Source organism: Geomonas sp. RF6, assembly GCF_021044625.1.
Classification (GTDB): domain Bacteria; phylum Desulfobacterota; class Desulfuromonadia; order Geobacterales; family Geobacteraceae; genus RF6.
Genome location: NZ_CP087999.1, coordinates 4,618,158 through 4,637,936, shown reverse-complemented (window position 1 = coordinate 4,637,936; position 19,779 = coordinate 4,618,158). Strand labels below are relative to the sequence as shown.

At 60.1% G+C, this 19,779-nt stretch carries 15 protein-coding genes and 1 riboswitch; of the genes, 11 read left to right on the top strand and 4 right to left on the bottom strand.

Going from position 1 to position 19,779, the window contains the following annotated elements:
* Positions 1 to 68: 68 nt before the first annotated feature.
* Positions 69 to 1,064 carry a type I glyceraldehyde-3-phosphate dehydrogenase gene (gap, locus tag LPW11_RS19725; protein WP_230995577.1) on the bottom strand — a complete coding sequence of 332 codons (996 nt, stop codon included), beginning with the start codon at positions 1,062 to 1,064 and terminating at the stop codon, positions 69 to 71.
* A 267-nt stretch (positions 1,065 to 1,331) separates the two neighbouring features.
* On the opposite strand from gap, the gene LPW11_RS19720 reads away from it, so the two are divergent.
* The 9 genes from LPW11_RS19720 (at position 1,332) to LPW11_RS19680 (ending at position 14,365) form a co-directional block, all read left to right on the top strand.
* Positions 1,332 to 3,383: an ATP-binding protein gene (locus LPW11_RS19720; RefSeq protein ID WP_230995576.1), complete on the top strand. Its 2,052-nt coding sequence runs from the start codon at positions 1,332 to 1,334 to the stop codon at positions 3,381 to 3,383.
* Between the two features lie 251 nt (positions 3,384 to 3,634).
* Positions 3,635 to 4,405 carry an MBL fold metallo-hydrolase gene (locus LPW11_RS19715; RefSeq protein ID WP_230995575.1) on the top strand — a complete coding sequence of 257 codons (771 nt, stop codon included), beginning with the start codon at positions 3,635 to 3,637 and terminating at the stop codon, positions 4,403 to 4,405.
* Positions 4,406 to 4,866: 461 nt separating this feature from the next.
* A complete protein-coding gene (gene purB / locus LPW11_RS19710; RefSeq protein ID WP_230995574.1) occupies positions 4,867 to 6,162 on the top strand; it encodes an adenylosuccinate lyase in 1,296 nt (431 codons plus the stop codon).
* Positions 6,155 to 7,240 carry a mechanosensitive ion channel family protein gene (locus tag LPW11_RS19705; protein WP_230995573.1) on the top strand — a complete coding sequence of 362 codons (1,086 nt, stop codon included), beginning with the start codon at positions 6,155 to 6,157 and terminating at the stop codon, positions 7,238 to 7,240. The genes purB and LPW11_RS19705 overlap by 8 nt, the downstream gene beginning before the upstream one ends.
* Positions 7,230 to 10,214, top strand: coding sequence for a phosphoribosylformylglycinamidine synthase subunit PurL (gene purL / locus LPW11_RS19700; protein ID WP_230995572.1), 2,985 nt, complete (start codon positions 7,230 to 7,232; stop codon positions 10,212 to 10,214). The genes LPW11_RS19705 and purL overlap by 11 nt, the downstream gene beginning before the upstream one ends.
* Before the next feature lie 139 nt (positions 10,215 to 10,353).
* Complete coding sequence (locus tag LPW11_RS19695; protein WP_230995571.1) at positions 10,354 to 11,178, top strand: phosphoribosylformylglycinamidine synthase subunit PurQ; 825 nt, start codon at positions 10,354 to 10,356, stop codon at positions 11,176 to 11,178.
* Positions 11,179 to 11,339: 161 nt separating this feature from the next.
* Positions 11,340 to 12,761, top strand: a complete 1,422-nt coding sequence (gene purF, locus LPW11_RS19690) for an amidophosphoribosyltransferase (RefSeq protein ID WP_230998332.1) — start codon at positions 11,340 to 11,342, stop codon at positions 12,759 to 12,761.
* Positions 12,758 to 13,306, top strand: a complete 549-nt coding sequence (pyrE, locus tag LPW11_RS19685; RefSeq protein ID WP_230995570.1) for an orotate phosphoribosyltransferase — start codon at positions 12,758 to 12,760, stop codon at positions 13,304 to 13,306. Before purF ends, pyrE begins: the two co-directional genes overlap by 4 nt.
* Before the next feature lie 432 nt (positions 13,307 to 13,738).
* The gene (locus LPW11_RS19680; RefSeq protein WP_230995569.1) at positions 13,739 to 14,365 is read left to right on the top strand and encodes a YkgJ family cysteine cluster protein; all 627 of its coding nucleotides are present in this window, start codon (positions 13,739 to 13,741) and stop codon (positions 14,363 to 14,365) included.
* A 137-nt stretch (positions 14,366 to 14,502) separates the two neighbouring features.
* Here the strand turns inward: LPW11_RS19680 and LPW11_RS19675 are convergent, their stop codons facing one another.
* The 3 genes from LPW11_RS19675 to LPW11_RS19665 form a co-directional block, all read right to left on the bottom strand.
* Complete coding sequence (locus LPW11_RS19675; RefSeq protein WP_230995568.1) at positions 14,503 to 14,703, bottom strand: cold-shock protein; 201 nt, start codon at positions 14,701 to 14,703, stop codon at positions 14,503 to 14,505.
* A 299-nt stretch (positions 14,704 to 15,002) separates the two neighbouring features.
* The gene (locus LPW11_RS19670) at positions 15,003 to 16,139 is read right to left on the bottom strand and encodes a trans-sulfuration enzyme family protein (protein WP_230995567.1); all 1,137 of its coding nucleotides are present in this window, start codon (positions 16,137 to 16,139) and stop codon (positions 15,003 to 15,005) included.
* 67 nt (positions 16,140 to 16,206) lie between these two features.
* On the bottom strand, positions 16,207 to 17,340 hold the full coding sequence (locus tag LPW11_RS19665) for a trans-sulfuration enzyme family protein (protein ID WP_230995566.1): 1,134 nt from the start codon (positions 17,338 to 17,340) through the stop codon (positions 16,207 to 16,209).
* A gap of 73 nt (positions 17,341 to 17,413) precedes the next feature.
* Positions 17,414 to 17,519, bottom strand: a riboswitch (SAM riboswitch).
* Positions 17,520 to 17,719: 200 nt separating this feature from the next.
* Here LPW11_RS19665 and LPW11_RS19660 point away from each other — a divergent pair.
* The gene (locus LPW11_RS19660) at positions 17,720 to 18,886 is read left to right on the top strand and encodes a PAS domain S-box protein (protein WP_230995565.1); all 1,167 of its coding nucleotides are present in this window, start codon (positions 17,720 to 17,722) and stop codon (positions 18,884 to 18,886) included.
* Between the two features lie 375 nt (positions 18,887 to 19,261).
* Complete coding sequence (locus tag LPW11_RS19655) at positions 19,262 to 19,759, top strand: MucR family transcriptional regulator (RefSeq protein ID WP_230995564.1); 498 nt, start codon at positions 19,262 to 19,264, stop codon at positions 19,757 to 19,759.
* Positions 19,760 to 19,779: the final 20 nt, after the last annotated feature.

Here is a 19,779-nt window from a genome sequence, read left to right as displayed (position 1 = left end):
TATTCTTCCATCAAACAACAAAAAGGGGGGAAGTTTCCTTCCCCCCGGAGGTGACTTTGAGACATCTTCTACAGGAGGATCTTCATGAGGTCGATGAGCCTGTTGGAGAACCCTGTCTCGTTGTCGTACCAGGAGATCACCTTCACCATGTCCCCGTCGATGACCTTCGTGGAAGGGGCGTCGACTATGGAGGATAACTTGTTTCCGTTGAAGTCGATGGAGACGAGGGGCTCTTCGCAGAAGCCGAGGATGTTCTTCAGCGCCCCGTCGGAGGCGGCCTTCAGCGCGCCATTTATCTGCTGCGCATCGGCCGGCTTGCTGAGGGTGCATACGAGGTCGACGACGGAGACGTTGGGGGTCGGGACCCTGATCGCCATGCCGTCCAGTTTCCCCTTCAGTTCCGGGAGAACGAGGGAAACCGCCTTTGCGGCGCCTGTGGTCGTGGGGATCATGGAAAGCGCTGCGGCGCGGGCACGGCGCAGGTCCTTGTGCGGCAGGTCGAGGATGCTCTGGTCGTTCGTGTAGGAATGCACCGTCGTCACGAGACCCTTCACGATGCCGAAGTTGTCGTGCAGCACCTTCGCTACCGGTGCGAGGCAGTTCGTCGTGCAGGAGGCGTTGGAGATGATGTGGTGGTTCGCCTTGCTGTAGGCGTTGTGGTTTACGCCCATGACGATGGTGATGTCCGGATCGGTGGCCGGAGCGGAAATGACAACCTTCGCCGCCCCTGCAGTCAGATGCTGCGCTGCCTTCTCTTTCGAGGTGAAAAGACCGGTCGATTCGATAACCACATCGATCTTCTGGTCCTTCCACGGCAGTTCCGCAGGATTGCGGATGGCGAAGATCTTGATCGGACGGTCGTTCACGATGAGCTCGTCACCTCTGGCGGCGACTTCCCCCGGATACGTCCCATGAACGGAGTCGTACTTTAAGAGGTGGGCCAAAGTGGTCGCATTGGTAAGGTCGTTTATGGCGACAAACTCAATGTCCCGCTCGGTGGCAGCAGCCCGCAATGCAGAGCGCCCAATCCTGCCAAAGCCGTTGATCGCTACTCTCAATGCCATGTGCTCCTCCTTCTCTTAATTAAGTATTCACTCACAATCGTCCATAGTATACAGGAGGGTCTAGTGCAGTCAATTTTTTTATTCAAGGAAATCGCGGCCATGCCGATGCCGTATACGGGGAAAGTCTTGAGCGCATCTGGGAAAAAAGTCACCGAAAAATTATTTTTGGGGCACCGTCTACATTAAAAAATTGACTTCTCTTTCCTCAAAAACTATGCTGGACTGTCGGCCCAAATCCCTTTTAGAGAGCCAGAAAACAGCCCCTCGATGAAGATGACCCTTGAAAGACGAATCATCTTATTCTCCTTCCTCATCCTCTTTCTGACCATATCCGCCAGTGCCGGCCTCGATATCATGGCCGTCAAGACGGACTACGTCGACTCCCTCAATCTGCGCACGCAGAGTCTTGCGAGGGCGGTAAAGGGGAATATCGAGAAGGTGCTGAACCTCGGGGTCGATCTGAAGGACATGTCCGGGGTCTCGGACAAGTGCCGGGAGACGATCGAGGGGAATCCCGACATCGCCTACTGCGTCATCACGGACCAGCACGGCGAGCCCCTTCACGCCAACGATCCACGCTTTCTCGCATTCCCCCGCACCGCCGTGCAAAGCCTCAGCGTCTTCCGCTCCCAGCTCGCTATCCGCGTCGACGGCAGGGAGCTCAGGTTTTACGACACCTCCGTCCCGATCGTGATGCCGGAGGGGCGCCCGGTCGCCTTCGTGCATGTCGGCTTCCAGGAGTCGGTGGTCACCGGGAAGGTGTGGGGGATGATCTACCGCACCGCGTCCCTTCTCTTCCTCTCCCTCGTGGTTGCCTTCTCCCTCGTCGTCTTCTTCGTGAAGAAGTACGTCATGCGCCCGATCTCCACCCTCTTGAGCGGTGTGAAGCAGATCTCGGAAGGGGCCTTCGACACCCAGATAGGGGAGGTGCAGGTTTTCGAGTTCAACGAGCTGGCCCGCAACGTGAACATCATGAGCCAGTTCCTGCAAAACCGCGATACGGAGATAAAGAAGAATTATGAGGACATGCAGCACACACTCGTGGAGCTGCACGATTCCTACAGCAGGCTGGAGAGCCTCTCCGCCGATCTCGAGCGTTCCGAGGAGCTGTACAAGAGACTGATGGAGGACTCAAGCGACGCCATCGTCGTCCTTGGCGCGGAAGACTCGGTGCGCATGGTGAACAAGATGGCGGAGGAGTTCTTCGGCTACAGCGCGAAGGAGCTCATAGGTCTGCCGCTGACAAAGATGCTCCTCCTCCTGAACATCAGCAACATCCCGAAGTTCCAGCGCATCTTCAAAGACGCCGCGGCAGGCGCCCACGTAGCCCAGGAGATGCAGCTCGTCAAGAAGGGTGGGGGGGTAATGGTGGCGATGCTGCACGCGACCCGCATCAGGAGCGGCAGTGAGGAGCTCGTGCAGGCGATCTTCCGCGACGTCACCCGCGAGCGCGAGATCATCGTGAACCTGGAGAAGAGCTCCGCCGACCTTGCCAGGCTGAACCGGATGAAGGACTCCTTCCTGGGTCTTGCCTCCCACGAGCTGAAGACCCCGCTCACCATCATCATGGGATACTCCGAGCTCATCTGCACCGACATGGCCGACAAGGTGGACAAGACTGTGCTGGAGATGGTGCTGAACATCGCCAACGCCGCCTCGCGTCTGGACAACATCATCAAGGACATGGTGGACGTCTCCATGATCGACGAGAAGCGGCTGCAGCTCAAAATGGAGGACGTCCAGCTGAACCGCCTCATCGAGGGGGCGGTCAACGAACTGCGCTTCTTCTTCTCCATGCGCAAGCAGGAGGTCGTCCTCACCCTCGACGAATCGATCCCCTCCATCCGCGGCGACGCCTTGAGGCTCATGCAGCTTCTCTCCAATATCCTCGGCAACGCCATCAAGTTCACACCGGACGGCGGGAAGATCACCGTCTCCAGTTCCGCGAAGTACCTCCTGCGCGGCCTGCCGGGGAACCAGGGTGCCACCGGGAAGGAGCACCATCTCTTTCTGGAGATCGCCGTCACCGACACCGGGATCGGCATCGACCGGGAGGACCAGCTGCGCATCTTCGACAAGTTCTACGAGGTCGGAAACATCCAGGAGCACAGCTCGGGGAAGGTCGCCTTCAAGGCGAAGGGGGCGGGGCTCGGCCTCTCCATCGCGAAGGGGATCGTGGACATGCACGGCGGGGAGATCTGGGTGGAGAGCACAGGGTACAGCCCGGAGCGGATGCCCGGCTCCACCTTCCACATCCTTTTGCCGCTCAACCCGAACCTCGGGGACTCCACCGTCGACTACACGAAGCTGCTCGGTTAACCATTTCTAGTCAAAATCACCTTGAATCTCCCCCCTCTTTCCTTTATAAAAATAGGGTTTTGACTCCCCGCATCCTCAGATAGTGTCTACAAGACGGGATCGGGGACACGACATGCATCAAGGCCTATTCCGACAGCAGCTTTTGTCTTCCCCGTAAAACTTTTCTCTGCTTCTGTTTATTCATCTGTGACTCTGGCAAAGCGGACCGGCTCTTCAACTTCCCGCTTTTTTCTTTTTGTTTAGGAGGGACCATGCGGCTTTGCCTTCTGGCGAGCGGCAGCAAGGGGAATTCCCTTTTCCTTGAAACCGATTCCTGCCGCCTCCTGGTCGACGCCGGACTCTCCGCCCGGGAGACGCAGTCGCGCCTTGCCGCCATCGGGGTCTCCTCCTCCGATCTGGATGGCGTCCTCATCACCCACGAACACACCGACCACACCAGCGGAGCGGGGGCTCTGGCCCGTCGCCTGAAGATCCCCCTCCTGATGACCGGCGCCACCTACCGGGCAGCGCAGCACACCGTGAAGAAGGTCGACCTGATCGAATTCGAACCGGGAAACTCGTTCACCTTCAAGGGTGTTTCCATCGATCCCTTTCCGGTCACTCACGACGCCTGCGATCCGTGCGGCTTTGTGGTGGAGAGCGGCGAGGGGAAGATCGGTTTTGCCACCGACCTCGGCGTCGCCACGCGACTCGCGCAGCTGAAGCTGAAAGAGTGCCGCGCCCTCGTCCTCGAGTTCAACCACGACGAAAGGATGCTCCAGGACGGGCCGTACCCCTGGCATCTGAAGCAGCGCATCCGCTCGCGCCACGGGCATCTTTCCAACGCCGAAGGGGCCGCCCTCCTGGAGGAGCTCCTGCACGACGGGCTTGAGGGGGTTTTTCTCTCCCATCTTTCCGAGACGAACAACCTCCCGGAGCTGGCGCTTGCCGCGGCGACGAACCTGCTGTCCGGGCAGAACGTGTGCTCGCCGGAGGTCTTCGTGGGGAGCCAGGGAGTCCCGAGCGGGGTACTCGACATCTAGGGGCCTTTCGGCGTAAACTGCTTTTTTGGTCCGCAGATTACGCAGATTAGCGCAGATTACGATCTCGGCGATTCAACTTATTCTGTCATCTTGCAACAGCGACGCACGGCCAGCGGAACTAACGATTTAACTGCAAAAGCAATTTACGAAAAGATGAGGTTTTAAAATCTGCGGAAATCTGCGTAATCTGCGGACAACCTGCAGTTCCAGGTGCGGTTTTATCCGCAGATTACGCAGATTAACGCAGATTACGATCTCGCTGATTCAAACAGTCTCTGCAATCTTGCGACAGCGACGTGCGGCCAGGGGAACTAATTTAGCTGCAAAAGCAATTTACAAAAATGTGAGGTTTTAAAATCTGCGAAAATCTGCGTAATCTGCGGACAACCTGCAGTTCCAGGTTTTAAGGGTTCCGCGTAATCTGCGGAGAAAACACATATTATTCCGAGGAGGAAGCAGTTTTGATCGAACGTTACAGCCGTCCTGAAATGACCCGTATCTGGGAGCCCGAAAACCGTTACGCCAAGTGGCTGGAGATCGAGATCTACGCCTGCGAGGCCCACGCGCAGATGGGACGCATCCCGCAGGACGCCGTTGAGCGGATCAAGAGCAAGGCGAGCTTCGATGTCGCCCGCATCGACGAGATCGAGCGCACCGTCAAGCACGACGTCATCGCCTTCCTCACCTCCGTCGCCGACTACATAGGCGACGACTCCCGCTTCGTCCACCTCGGGCTCACCTCCTCCGACGTTCTCGACACCTCCTTCGCCATGCTCCTTTGCGAGGCGGCCGACCTCATCATCGACGACGTGAAGCGTCTCATGGAGGTCATCAAGAAGCGCGCATTCGAGCACAAGATGACCCCGCAGATGGGGCGCTCCCACGGTATCCACGCGGAGCCGGTCACCTTCGGCCTCAAGATGGCGCTCTGGTACGACGAGATGAAGCGCAACCTGAAGCGCCTGGAGGCGGCCCGCGAGGTCATCGCCTACGGCAAGATCTCCGGCGCGGTCGGCACCTTTGCCAACATCGACCCGCAGGTCGAGGAATACGTCTGCGCGAAGGCGGGGCTCAAGCCTGCTCCCTGCTCCACGCAGGTCCTGCAGCGCGACCGTCACGCGGAATACTTCACCACCCTCGCCATCGTCGCCTCCTCCATCGAGAAGTTCGCCGTGGAGATCCGCCACCTGCAGCGCACGGAGGTCCTGGAGGCTGAGGAATTCTTCTCCAAGGGGCAGAAGGGCTCTTCCGCGATGCCGCATAAGAGAAACCCGGTCCTCTCCGAGAACCTCACCGGTCTCGCCCGCCTCGTGCGCGGCTACGCCGATGCGGCGATGGAGAACCTGGCGCTCTGGCATGAGCGCGACATCTCCCACTCCTCCGTCGAGCGCATCATCGGCCCGGACGCCACCGTCACCCTCGACTTCATGCTGAACCGCGCCATCGGCCTCATCGAGAACCTGGTCGTCTACCCGGAAAACATGATGAAGAACCTGAACCTGATGCGCGGCCTCATCTTCTCCCAGCGGGTCCTCCTGAAGCTCGCCGAGGGGGGCGCTTCCCGCGAGCAGGCGTACGCTCTCGTGCAGAGAAACGCCATGAAGGTGTGGGAGGAGGGGAAGGACTTCCAGACCGAGCTCCTGAACGACGCCGAAGTCACCTCCTTCATCTCCGAGGAGGAGATCAAGGACGCCTTCGACATGAACTATCACCTGAAGCACGTTGACACCATCTTTACGAGGGTATTTGGTGGATAGACTGCTGTACTATCTGAGGATGACCGAAGAGGACGGCCTCTTTTTCTTCTGGACGAAGGAGATCCTGATCGCTCTCGGGATCTTCTTCCTCTTCTTCGGACTCTCCAGAATCGTGCGGACGGTGCTGATGCACAGCGCCCCGAGATTCGCCGCACGGCTCAGGCTGGACGAGGACGGCAAGGTGCTGGGGCAGATCACTGCCCCGGCATCGCTCCTTGTCGTGTGCGCCGGGCTCTACCTCGCTATCAGGGAACTTCCCCTGTCGCCGAAGGTGCACCTCGTCGCCGGCGGCGCGCTCTTCGTGGTGAACGTCATCATCATCACGATCATCGTGACGCGCATCACGGACGAGATGCTCGCCCGCTTCGCCCGCCGGGTCGGAACCGACGATCTCACCCTCCAGCTCATGCCCCTCGCCGAGAAGCTGGTGACGATCTTCCTGATCGGCATGGCGCTCATCATCACCCTGAAGCACTTCGACTACGACATCCTCTCGCTGGTGACAGCCCTCGGGATCGGCTCCCTCGCCATCGGTCTCGCCGCCAAGGACACCTTGGCGAACATGATCTCCGGCTTCACCCTCATGCTGGACCGCCCCTTCAGGATCGGGGATACCATCAAGCTCGCCGCGGGGCAGACGGGGGACGTGATCGACATCGGCCTGCGCAGCACGCGGATCAAGAGCCCTGACAACTCCTACCTGATCATCCCGAACTCCGAGCTTTGCAACACCACGATCGTCAACATGGCCTTTCCCGATATACGGACAAACGGCAAAGTCACCCTGGGGGTAGCCCTCGACACCGATGTGGAGAGCGCCAAGCGTCTCATGGTGGAGGCCGCCACGGCCCTTTATCCCGAAGTACTGGCCGATCCCGCACCAAACGCCTTCTTCGTCGCCTTCGGGGAGTCTTCCATCTCCCTTTCCCTTATCTTCTGGGTCGCCAGCTACCGAGATCTCTTCGGTATCACCGACCGCATCAACTGCGCCATCCTCAAGAGCTTCCAGGAGAACGGCATAACCATACCGTCGGCCCGGACGGTCATTCTAGAAAAGGAAGTAAAACATGCCCCATAGGATTGAAATCGCCCTGAAGGACGGGGTTCGCGACCCGCGCGGGGAGCGGATCAAGAGGGAGATCGAGCATTTCCTTAACCTGCCTGTCAACGCCGTACGCACCGTCGATGTCTACACGGTCGATGTAGCCTTGAGCGACGAGGAGCTCGCAGCCGTCGCCGCCGGTCCTTTCTGCGACCCGGTCATCCAGGACTACAAGATAGACTCCCCGAGCGCCTCCGGGTTTGACTACCTGGTCGAGGTCGGCTTCCGCCCCGGCGTCACCGACAACGTCGGCCGCACCGCTGGCGAGGCGATCTCCTACCTCACCGGCCGCCCGCTGCAGGCAGGGGAGGGGGTGTACACCTCCGTGCAGTATCTCCTCTCCGGCGGCGTCTCCGCGGCCGACGCAGAAAAGATCGCCACGGGGCTTCTGTGCAACACCCTCATCCAGCGCTACCGCATCGTCGATGCGAAGGAGTTCGCTGCCGAGGGTGGCATCGCCCCTTACGTGCCGAAGGTGACCGGAGAGACGAAGGCCGAGGTCGCCGTGGTGAACCTCGAGGTGAGCGACGATGAGCTCATGCGCATCTCCAGGGAAGGGGTGCTTGCCCTCACCCTGGACGAGATGAAGATCATCCAGGCGCACTACCGCGACCCGGAGGTCCTCGCCGCCCGCCAGTCCCTCGGACTCGGCGCCGCGCCGACCGACGTGGAGCTGGAGGCGCTGGCCCAGACCTGGTCCGAGCACTGCAAGCACAAGATCTTTTCCGCGACCGTCGACTACCAGGACGGCACCGGCAAGAGAGAAGAGATCAAGTCCCTCTTCAAGAGCTTCATCCAGAGGACTACCGCCGACGTGCGCGCCGCGCTGGGGGACAAGGACTACTGCCTCTCCGTCTTCAAGGACAACGCTGGCGTCATCCGCTTCAACGACGACTGGTCCCTCGTTTTCAAGGTGGAGACGCACAACTCCCCCTCGGCGCTCGACCCGTACGGCGGGGCACTCACCGGGATCGTCGGCGTGAACCGCGACCCGTTCGGCACCGGGATGGGAGCACGACTGATCTTCAACACCGACGTCTTCTGCTTTGCCGATCCCTTCCTGAAGAAGGAGCTCCCGAAGCGCCTGCTCCATCCGCGCCGCATCTTTGAAGGGGTGGTTGAAGGTGTGGAGCACGGCGGGAACAAGAGCGGGATCCCCACGGTGAACGGCTCCATCGTCTTCGACGAGCGCTTCGCAGGGAAGCCCCTGGTCTTTTGCGGCACCGCCGGGATCATGCCGGCGAAGATCGGCGACCAGCCGGCGCACGAGAAGAAGATCGTCCCGGGCGACCTCATCGTCATGACCGGCGGCAGGATCGGGAAGGACGGCATCCACGGCGCGACCTTCTCCTCGGAGGAGCTCTCCGAGAGCTCACCGGTTTCCGCGGTGCAGATCGGCGACCCGATCACCCAGAAGAGGATGTTCGACTTCCTCATCAGGGCGCGCGACAAGAAGCTGTACCGCTTCATCACCGACAACGGGGCAGGGGGGCTCTCCTCCTCCATCGGCGAGATGTCCGGGGAGTGCAACGGCTGCGACCTCGACCTCTCCCGCGCACCTCTCAAGTACCCGGGTCTCGCTCCCTGGGAGATCCTGATTTCCGAGGCGCAGGAGCGCATGAGTCTCGCGGTTCCGCCCGAGCAGATCGACGAGTTCCTGGAGATGGCGAAGCGCTTCGGCGTGGAGGCGACTGTCCTCGGGACCTTCACCGATTCCGGCATCTTCCACATCCGCTACGGCGAGAAAACCGTCGCCTACCTTCCCCTTGCCTTCATGCATGCGGGGCTTCCGCCGATGCAGATTCCGGCGGTCTGGGAAGCGCCGGTCCACGAGGAGCCGCAGATCGAGCCGGCACAGGACTACACAGCCGATCTCACGGCGCTCCTCTCTTCTCTGAACATCTGCTCCAAGGAGAGCGTGGTGCGCCGCTACGACCACGAGGTACAGGGCGGGAGCGTGGTGAAGCCGTTCACCGGCGTCACCAACGACGGTCCTTCCGACGCCGCTGTCGTCCGCCCGATCCTCGACTCCTTCGAGGCGGTCGTCGTCGGCCACGGCATCGCGCCGCGCTACAGCGACATCGACGCGTACCACATGGCGGCGAACTCCATCGACGAGGGGCTTAGGAACTATGTCGCCGTCGGCGGCTCTCTCGATCTCGTCGCCGGCCTGGACAACTTCTGCTGGTGCGATCCGGTCCTTTCCGAGCGCACCCCGGACGGGCCGTACAAGATGGCGCAGCTCGTGCGCGCCAACCAGGCGCTCTACGACTACTGCACCGCCTTCTCCATGCCGCTCATCTCCGGGAAGGACTCCATGAAGAACGACTTCTACGACGGCAACGTGAAGATCTCCATCCCGCCGACCCTTCTTTTCTCGGTCATCGGCAAGATGGAGGACGCCCGTCTCGCGGTCACCATGGACGTGAAGAAAGCTGGCGACGCCGTGTACCTCCTCGGGGCCACCGCGGACGAGCTCGGTGGCTCCGAGTACCTCGCAGCGAAGGGGTACGTGGGGAACTCCGTGCCGAAGGTCGACGCGCAGGCAGCACTCGCTACCTACCGCGCCTACAGCGAGGCTCTGAAGAAGGGGCTGGTGGCTTCCTGCCACGACCTCTCCGACGGCGGTCTCGCAGTGGCAGCAGCCGAGTCCGCTTTTGCCGGCGGCTTCGGCATGAGCCTCGACCTCGGGAAGGTTGCATTCAGCGGTGAAGGGAAGAGCGACGCGGTACTCCTCTTCTCCGAGTCCGCCTCCAGGCTTCTGGTCACCGTCCGTCCCGAGAAGGCGGCGGCATTCGAGGCTGAACTCGCCGGGACGACCTTTGCAAGGATCGGCGAGGTAACCGACGGGAGCACGCTGGAAATTTCCGGCCTCGGCGGCGCGAAGGTAGTGAACGCGGAGCTTTCTACGCTGAAGGATGCATGGCAGGCGCCGCTCCGGGAACTCTAAAATACATAAACAGCCAATCCGCCGATTACGCAGATCTTCGGCAGATCAAGTGAATCGCGAGCGATAGTAATCTGCGTAAATCTGCGTAATCTGCGGACAAAGCCTTAAGTATTCGGCGGAAATAAAGGAATTGAATCAGATGACAATAGCAAAAGCGCTGGTCATAACGGGAAACGGCACCAACTGCGAGAACGAGGCGGCGCACGCCTGCCGGCTCGGCGGCTTCGACGAGGCCCGCATCGCACACATCTCCGAGCTCATGTCCGGTGAAGTGCGGCTCGACGACTACCACTTTCTGAACCTTACCGGCGGCTTCCTGGACGGCGACGACCTCGGAAGCGCAAAGGCACAGGCGCACCGTCTGCGCCACGCTGTCGTGGAAGGGAAGTCCGAGCGCCTCATCGACCAGTTTCTGCGCTTCATCGAGGACGGGAAGCTCATCCTCGGCGTATGCAACGGCTTCCAGCTCCTGGTGAAGATGGGAATGCTCCCCGCCATCGGCGGGGACTACCTGAAGCAGAGCGCGACCCTTACCTACAACGCGAACGGCAGGTTCCAGGACCGCTGGTGCTACCTGAAGTGCGACACCGCCTCCCCGTCCCTCTATACAGCCGGGATCGAGAAGGGGATCTACCTCCCGATCCGGCACGGCGAAGGAAAATTCCTCGTCGATTGCGAGGCGACGCTGGAAAAGATTGAAACCGGGCACCTTTCTTGTCTAAAATACTCTGACAAGGAATACGACGCTCCCACCATGGAGTTCCCCGAAAATCCCAACGGCTCTACCAACGCCATCGCAGGTATCTGCGACGAAACAGGCCGCGTCATGGGGCTCATGCCGCACCCGGAAGCATTCGTGCACCGCACACAGCACCCGCGCTGGACGAGGGAAGAGCTCCCCGAGGCAGGCGACGGTCTCATCTTCTTCAAGAATGCAGCAGACTACGTAAAGAAGCACTTTTAGCATCAAAGGCGGTTGCACGCGGACACCGGGAGCAGTAATCCGGAATGTCCCGTGGAGAAGCTTTTTCAGGTTCTAGATTTTTTTCTATGTCTCTTCCGGAGCGGGCGGAACTACTCCTCCCGCTTTCGAGCGACATGCAAGGAGCTATATACGTGGAAGAAATGTTGATGCGCAGGCCCGAAGAAGAGTGTGGAATCTTTGGCGTCTTCGGCCATCCCGAAGCGTCCAATCTCACCTACCTGGGCCTTTACGCCCTGCAGCACCGCGGACAGGAGAGCTGCGGCATCGTCTCCTCCGACGGCGCGAACCTGCACGCCCACAAGAGCATGGGGCTCGTGGCGGACGTGTTCGGAAACCAGGAGATCTTCAAGTCGCTCCCCGGCAACTCCGCCATCGGCCACGTGCGCTACTCCACCACCGGCTCCTCCGTGATCAAGAACGTGCAGCCGATCATGGTCGACTACTCGCGCGGCTCCATCTCGGTAGCGCACAACGGCAACATCGTGAACGCGCAGATCATCAAGGACGAGCTGGAGGCGTACGGCTCCATCTTCCAGACCACGATGGACACCGAGATCATCGTCCATCTCCTCGCCACCTCGAAAGCGAGCTCGCTCCTCGACCGGCTGACCGACGCGCTGCAGCGGCTCCAGGGCGCCTACTGCCTCCTTTTCCTCACCGAGACGAGGATGGTGGCGGTGCGCGACCCGAACGGCTTCCGCCCCCTCTGCCTCGGAAAGATCGGCAACGGCCACGTCGTCGCCTCCGAGAGCTGCGCGCTCGACCTTATCGACGCGGAGTTCGTGCGCGAGATCGAGCCGGGTGAGTTGATCTTCATCGAGAAGGACGGCACCGTGCAGTCGCACTTCCCCTTCAAGAAGGTCACCCCGACCCCCTGCATCTTCGAGTTCGTCTACTTCGCGCGGCCCGACTCCACCATCTTCGGGAAGAACGTGTACTCGGTGCGCAAGGAGCAGGGGAGGCAGCTGGCTCGCGAGCACAAGGTGGATGCCGACATCGTGATCCCCATCCCCGACTCCGGCGTTCCCGCCGCGCTCGGCTACGCCGAGGAGTCCGGCATCCCCTTCGAGCTCGGTCTCATCCGCAACCACTACGTGGGGCGTACCTTCATCGAGCCGCAGCAGTCGATCCGCCACTTCGGCGTAAAGATCAAGCTGAACCCGGTGCGCGAAGTCCTGAAGGGGAAGAGGGTGGTGGTGATCGACGACTCCATCGTGCGCGGCACCACCTCGAGAAAGATCGTGAAGATGCTGCGAAACGCCGGCGCAAAGGAGATCCACGTCCGCATCTCGTCGCCGCCGACGAGCTACCCCTGCTATTACGGGATAGACACACCGAACCGCAAGGAGCTCATCTCCTCGTCCCACTCCATCGACGAGATCCGCCGCTACATCACCGCCGATTCCCTCGGGTACCTCTCCGAAGAGGGTCTGATGCAGTCGGTCGGAATCGAAAATACCTTCTGCACCGCTTGTTTCACCGGGGGATACCCGGTCAAATTCCCGCGACTCGCCCAGGAGCCGCAGCTTGCCTTATTTGATAAAGAGTTGGAGGAGCAATGACAGAAAAAGAGCGGTTAAAGAAGATCATCATCGAGTTGTCGTACGAGAAGCGGAAGGTCACCCTTGCCTCCGGCAGGGAGAGCGACTTCTACTTCGACGGCAAGCAGACCACCCTGCACCCTGAAGGGGGGTACCTCACCGGAAAGCTTTTCTTTGAAGCAGTCCGCGATGTCGAGGGGCTCGGCGGGGTAGGGGGGCTCACCCTCGGTGCCGATCCTATTGCCACGGCGACCTCTGTGGTCAGTTTCCTGGAAGGGAAGCCGGTTCCTGCTTTCATCATCAGGAAAGAGCCGAAAGGTCACGGCACAGGAGCATGGCTGGAGGGTAGAAAGAACCTCCCTGCCGGCACCCAGGTCGTCATCGTCGAGGACGTGGTAACGAGCGGCGGATCTTCGCTGAAGGCGATCAAGAGGGCAGAGGAAGAAGGGCTGAAGGTCCTTGGCGTGGTAACCCTCGTCGACCGTGAGGAAGGTGGTCGCGAGAATATCGAGAAGGAAGGGTACTGGCTGAAGTCGATCTTCACCAAGTCCGACATTCTCGCCTAGAGCGGCCTCGGATCAAGCTTGGCGCAAAAGCGGCGGTTCTCGAACCGCCGCTTTTGCTGTTTTTACACGACGCACTCTGCGCACTTCGAAGACCCGCTAACTTTCCAGTAACCGCTACACGACAACCCGCGTCCCCCCCTTTGCAAAGGATCTTCCGGGAATTGTGGGGAACGCGCTACAAAGAATCCGGGTGCCCCCACGCTGGAGCGTAGGCATCTTGCCTGCGATGGCGGCGCAGCCGCCACAGACCGCGCGGCTGGCGCCGCGGTACAGGCTGGGAAGCCTGTGCTCCAGCGCGGCGCCACTAGTGTCCCCTCACGTCAACGGAAGGACCGGGCTGAATTCGGGAATTCCCGGAGGAACCTTTGCGAAGGGGGGATACAGGGGATTTTCCTTGGTAATCGCTGCGTTATGAATAAGATGATTGCAAAATTGGAAGCACTGCTCGGACAGGTGGATGCCTGGTTCTCCCGCTGCATGGAGCTTTACCCCCAGTCCATCGCCTGCGGCAGCGGCTGCTCGTCCTGCTGCCGCTCCCTCTTCGACATCACCCTGCTCGACGCGTACTACCTTAAGCTCGGCTTTGACGCCCTTCCGGAGGAGACGAAAAGGGGTGTCCTGGAGAAGTGCGAGGCGCGGGTTGCGCAGATGCGGCAGGAGTGGCCCGACTTCGAGCATCCGTATTTCCTGAACTACCGCCCGGAAGAGGATTGGTACGCGCTGATGCCCGAGGAGGACGAGACGCCGTGCGTTCTGCTGGGGGAGGATGGAAGGTGCCTCGTCTACCGGCACAGGCCGATGACCTGCCGGCTGCATGGCATTCCCCTCATCGATGTAAGCGGGGAAGTGATGCACGAGGAATGGTGCACCATGAACTTCCTGGACGAGGACCCACTGAAGCTGCAGGGGCTTGCTGCACCGTTTGACGGGATGTTCAGGGAAGAAGTCGCGCTCTTTCGCCTCTTCACCGAGAGGTTCCTCGGCGAACGTTTCAGCGAGATCGACACCTTCATCCCGACAGCGCTCCTGATAAATTTCGACTCCATGCAAAAGCGCTGAAGAGAGGGGAAATGAGAAAGGCCCTGATGGAGCCTCCAAACTTTAGCGGTCGGCGACGTATCAGGGCCTTTTATTTCATGCACAAAAAAAGCTCCGGAGAGAAGCTCCGAAGCTTTTAGATAAGGTATGTGTTGCTCTTAGCCGCGGGTAACGTTGGCTGCCTGGAGGCCTTTCGGACCTTTGACGATTTCGAAGCTTACGCTCTCGCCTTCGGTGAGGGTTTTGAAGCCGTCGCCGTTGATAGCGGAGAAGTGTACGAATACGTCCTCGCCGTTCTCCTGCTCAAGAAATCCAAACCCTTTGCTGTCGTTAAACCATTTTACAGTTCCGTTTACCATTACCTTACTTCTCCCATATTACTTCTTGTTGGTTTGATCCGAGGGACATCCAAGGATGCGGCACTTTATCAAATTCGTCAGTTAGATGTCAAATATAAATTTGACTCAATGACAAAAAATTTTCGATCCTGCGTAAGCTGGCGATATTGTATACAAAAGCCCGCCAATAAAGCGCCCTGCTTTGCATGGATGACGGGATAAATGTAGGCAGGGATAAGCCGCAGGCGTTCCCGGCAGCAGTTGTCGAACCGGCACCTGCCGGAAACGCTCCGCTTATTCCGGCCTACATGGACGGTCTGTTAGCCGTTCAGTACCCGGTCGAGGTCGGCCATGAGGTCGGCGGGGTCTTCCAGCCCGACCGACAGGCGCACCAGGGTGTCCTTTATCCCGCGCGCTTCCCGCTCCTCGGCGGGCATCGAGGCATGCGACATGCGGGCGGGGTAGGAGAGGATGCTCTCGACCCCGCCGAGACTCACCGCGAAGGCGCAAAGTTTCACCCCCTCCAGAAGCCTCTTGGTCAGGATGTACGACTCCAGCTCAAAAGAGAGTACGGCGCCGGCGCCGCTTGCCTGCTCGCGGTGCACCTGGAATCCCGGATGGCTCGGGAGACCGGGGTAGTAAACCTTCGTGACACACTGCTGCGACTCGAGCCACTGCACGATCTGCCCTGCCGCCGACTGGCTCTGCTCCATTCTCACCTTCAGCGTCTTCAGGCCGCGCAGCACCAGCCAGGAGTCCTGCGGCCCGAGCACCGCTCCGAATGCGTTCTGGATAAACTGCAGCCTCTTACCCACCTCCGGATCAGCGGTCACCGCAAAGCCGCACACCACGTCGCTGTGCCCGTTGAGGAACTTCGTGCCGCTGTGCAGCACGATATCGCAGCCGAGCTCCAGCGGGCGCTGCAGGTACGGGGTCATGAAGGTGTTGTCCACGATGGTGAGGAGCCCGTGCCTTTTCGCCAGGGCGGCCGCCTGCCGCAGGTCGGTGATCTTTATGAGCGGATTCGACGGCGTCTCCAGGTAGATCGCTTTCGTATGGGGGAGGATCGCCGCGCCGATGGCGGATATGTCGGTGGCATCCACGAAGGTGACCGTGAGCCCCCAGCGCGCGAAGAGGGTGGAGAGCGCGCGGAAGGTGCCGCCGTACACATCCTCGCACACTACGAGATGGTCGCCGGGGGAGAAGAGGAGAAAGGTGGAGGAGATCGCCGCCATCCCGGAGGCGAAGGCGAGCCCTGTCGAGCCACCCTCGAGGGATGCTATCGCTTCTTCCAGCGCTTCCCTCGTCGGATTGCCTGAACGTGCGTAGTCGAACCTGCCGAAGTGGTCCATCGACTGCTGCGCAAAGGTGGAGGAGTGGTAAAGCGGGTGGCACAGCGACCCGTATTCCGGATCGACCGCGGGACCGCCGTGGATTAGTTGTGTCGCGAATTTCATCATTCCCTCCTTGAGGAGATGTATCAGTACTCAGATCCACCCATGCCGAGGTGCAGCGGATGAAGGCTCACTCCAGTGCCTTGGCCAGATCTGCGATCAGGTCGTCTTTGTCCTCTATACCGACGGAAAGGCGCAGAAGGACGTTGTTTATCCCGAGGCGTTCCTGTTTTTCCGGCTCTATGTCCGCGTGGGTCTGCACCTGCGGGAAGGTGATGAGGCTCTCCACACCTCCGAGGCTCTCCGCAAAGGAGATGAGCTCCGTCTTCAGCAGCAGCCGCTCCACCAGTTCGGGCTCCGTCACCTCGAAGGCGATCATCGCGCCGAATCCCCGGCTGATCCGTTTCATGAGATCGTGCCCCGGGTGCTCCGGAAGCCCCGGGTAGTAGACGCGAGCTACCTTCGGGTGGTTCACCAGAAAGTGTGCGATGGCGTGGGCGTTTTCCTGCTGCCTGTCCAGCCGCACGGAGAGCGTCTTCATACCGCGGATGGTGAGGAAGGAATCCTGCGGACCGAGGACCGCCCCCCCCCCGTTCTGGTGGAAGTAGACCCGTTCGGCTAGCTCTGCGTCCTTCACCGCGACGAGACCGCAGATCGTGTCGTTGTGTCCCGCAAGGTATTTGCTGCCGCTGTAGAGGGCGATGTCGGCGCCGAGATCGAGGGGGCGAAGCAGGTATGGGGTCAGGAATGTGTTGTCCACGATGCTGAGGATGCCGCGCTTCTGGCACAGGGAGGCGAGGGCGGCCACGTCGGCGATCTTCAGGAGCGGGTTTGTCAGGGACTCCACGAAAAGCGCCGCCGTCTCCGGACGAATGGCGCGGGCGACCTCTTCGGTGTCGCTCGTGTCGACGTAGCTGAAGGTGAGGCCGAAGCGCTGGAAGATCTTCTCGAAGAGCCGGTACGAGCCGCCGTACAGGTCTTCGGTGACGATGATGTGGTCCCCCTGCTTGAAGAGGAGAAGGAGGGTGGTGATGGCCGCCATTCCGGAGGAGAAGGCGAAGCCGCGGCATCCTCCCTCGAGACGGGCGAGCCCCTCCTCGAGCGCCTCCCTTGTGGGGTTCCCGGATCTCGAGTAGTCGTATCCGGTACTCTGCCCGAGGCCGGGGTGCCTGAAGGTGGCGGTCTGGTAAATGGGGACGGTCACGGCGCCGGTCCTGCTGGCCCGGTCGAGGCCGATCTGTGCTGCCTGCGTGGCGATCTGCATTCTGTGCTCCTCCAAAATGAAAAGTCCCCATCCGGGGGCGGAAGGGGACTGTCTTGGAGAGATGGTCCGCGCTTCCTTATCTTCCGAAACGTTGCCGTTTCGCAGGATTTGGCACCTTCCCCTGCGGGGAGGTTGCCGCGACGTCACAGGGCCAGTCCCTCGGTCGCTCTAGATAAGTACGTGCTATGTGTGCCGCTTCGGGTGCGGCGATGGGTATAACTAATACTTTATTGCCGTATCGGCGTCAACCTAATTTTCTCTGAAGAGGCGCGCAGATGCTGTGCGCCATATTCAGCTCCATTCTTGTCTATGAGTGAGCGTGCTGTATATCTTATTAACAATGTCTGCAAGCGCGCCGTATTCAGTGCAAGGGGGGAGCATGCGAGGGGCGGGGAGAGATGGCAGGGGAGCTGACGCATCGGGCCGGGGTGCTTCCGGCGTCGTGCATCTCCGGCTCTACCTCGCGGATAATGCACCCGCCTCCACCCGCGCTCTGGAGAACGTGCGCGCCATACTGCTGCAAGTCCCCCCCGAGCAGTACACCCTGAAGATCGTGGACGCCCTCACCTTCCCCGCGGCTGCGCTCGCCGACTGCGTCTTCACGACGCCTGCTCTGGTGCGTGCCACCGAACCCTTTGCTGTAGTCACCGGCATCTTTGCCGAGCCGAAAGAGGTGCTCCGTCTTCTTTATGCTAAGGATGAAGAACGGTTGCCTGCGGCGCAGGAGTCGGAGGAGGCGAGGCTAGCCTTAGCGCGACGCGTCACCGAGACGAAGAACGAGCTGCAGGCACTGGTCGGGGAGGGGGTGGACATGGTCCTCGATCCGGCAGCTGCGGTCCCCATCATTCTTCCTTCCGCACAACAGGCGGTGCACGATGACGCGCAGAACTTCAGGCGCATCTTCGAGGAAGCTCCCCTGGGAATGGCCCTCCTCTCCCACGATTTCACCTTTTTGCGCATCAACCATCGCCTCTCAGGCATAACCGGGCTCCCTCCCTGCGAGCTTCTCAAGATGCAGCTCGGCGATCTTACCGGTGAGCAGGGGGGGACGGCGGAGGAGCTGAAGCTGACGGGCGGGCGCCCCTGCGAGAGCGGATTTTGCGAGGGGGAGACGCTGTACCGCAAGAAGGGAGGGGACCAGGTGTGGCTCCGATTTTCCGTCGGGCTCGTGCAGCATCCCCGGGAGGGGCAGAGCTATTTCCTATTGATGGTCCAGGATGTGACCGGCATGAGGAATGCGGAGGCGGAACTTTTGCGCTACCATAGCCGCCTTGAAGACCTGGTACGTGAGAGGACCGCTGAACTTGCGGCTGCCAACAAGAAGCTCATGAAGGAGATCGAAGAGCGTCTGGAGGCAGAGGACGCTGTCCGCGCCCTCAACGAAGAGCTTGAGGCACGGGTGCGTGAGCGTACCGCCGAGCTGGAGGAAAGTAACAGCCAGCTGGAAACGATGAACAAGTTCTTCGTCGGACGCGAGTTGCGCATGGCCGAGCTGAAGAGGCAGATCTTCGCACTTGAAGAGGAAGTGCGGAACCTGAAACAGTGAGAAGTTGACTGACACAATCACCGGCCGTTTCCTATAAAAGCCCCTCCCTGATCCTCTCGTCCAGATAATCTTTGCGACACCCCGGCTCGTTTATCTTTACCTCTCTTACCGTGGCAGGTCTTCTTCAATTTCCATTGGTGGCGAGGCCTGCATCAGGGCTTAGGCAACACACATTGTAGTCTCATAGTTCCTCCAGGAAGGAGAGGAGGTACGATCATACGCTCTGCTGTAACTGGCGTTCTCTTTGAGAAACACGATATAAAACCTGTAGCACTCAGAAAGCCATAATCGTTTTGCAACAAATCGTGTTGACAATCCTGTGAAACACAGGAATAATCGAGTCAACTGGATTTTTATGATACGGAGGAACACTCGATGGCAACTTTGGTAGAAATTGCGGCTCAGATAGTGGCATCCCATGCTTCTAGTACACCTATGACATCCGAACAACTCATCTTTGAGATTGGGAAAGTGCACAATGCTTTAAAGAATCTCGAGGCTGGCCAGCCTATGGAAGGTCCGGAAGAAGCCAAGCCTTCACTGACAGTAAAGGAAGCATTTAGAAAGGGAGAAGTCGTCTGCATGGTGTGTGGCAAGGGCGGGTTCAAGACGCTTGCGCGTCACCTGAGTACTGCGCACAACATGAAGCCGGGGGAGTACAAGAAGCAGTTCGGCATCCCCAGCAAGCAGCCGCTCTCGGCCAAGAGCTACTCCGAGGCGAGAAGGAAGATGGCGCAGGACAGAGGGCTTGCCGCGAACCTCGCCAAGGCGCGTGAGGTGAGGATGGCCAACATCGAAGCGAAAAAGGGTGCTCCCGCCAAGCCGGCAAAAACGAGGACGAGGGTAGCCAAGCAGAAGGCGGCCACGAAGTAGGTCTTTACGCCATCGTTACA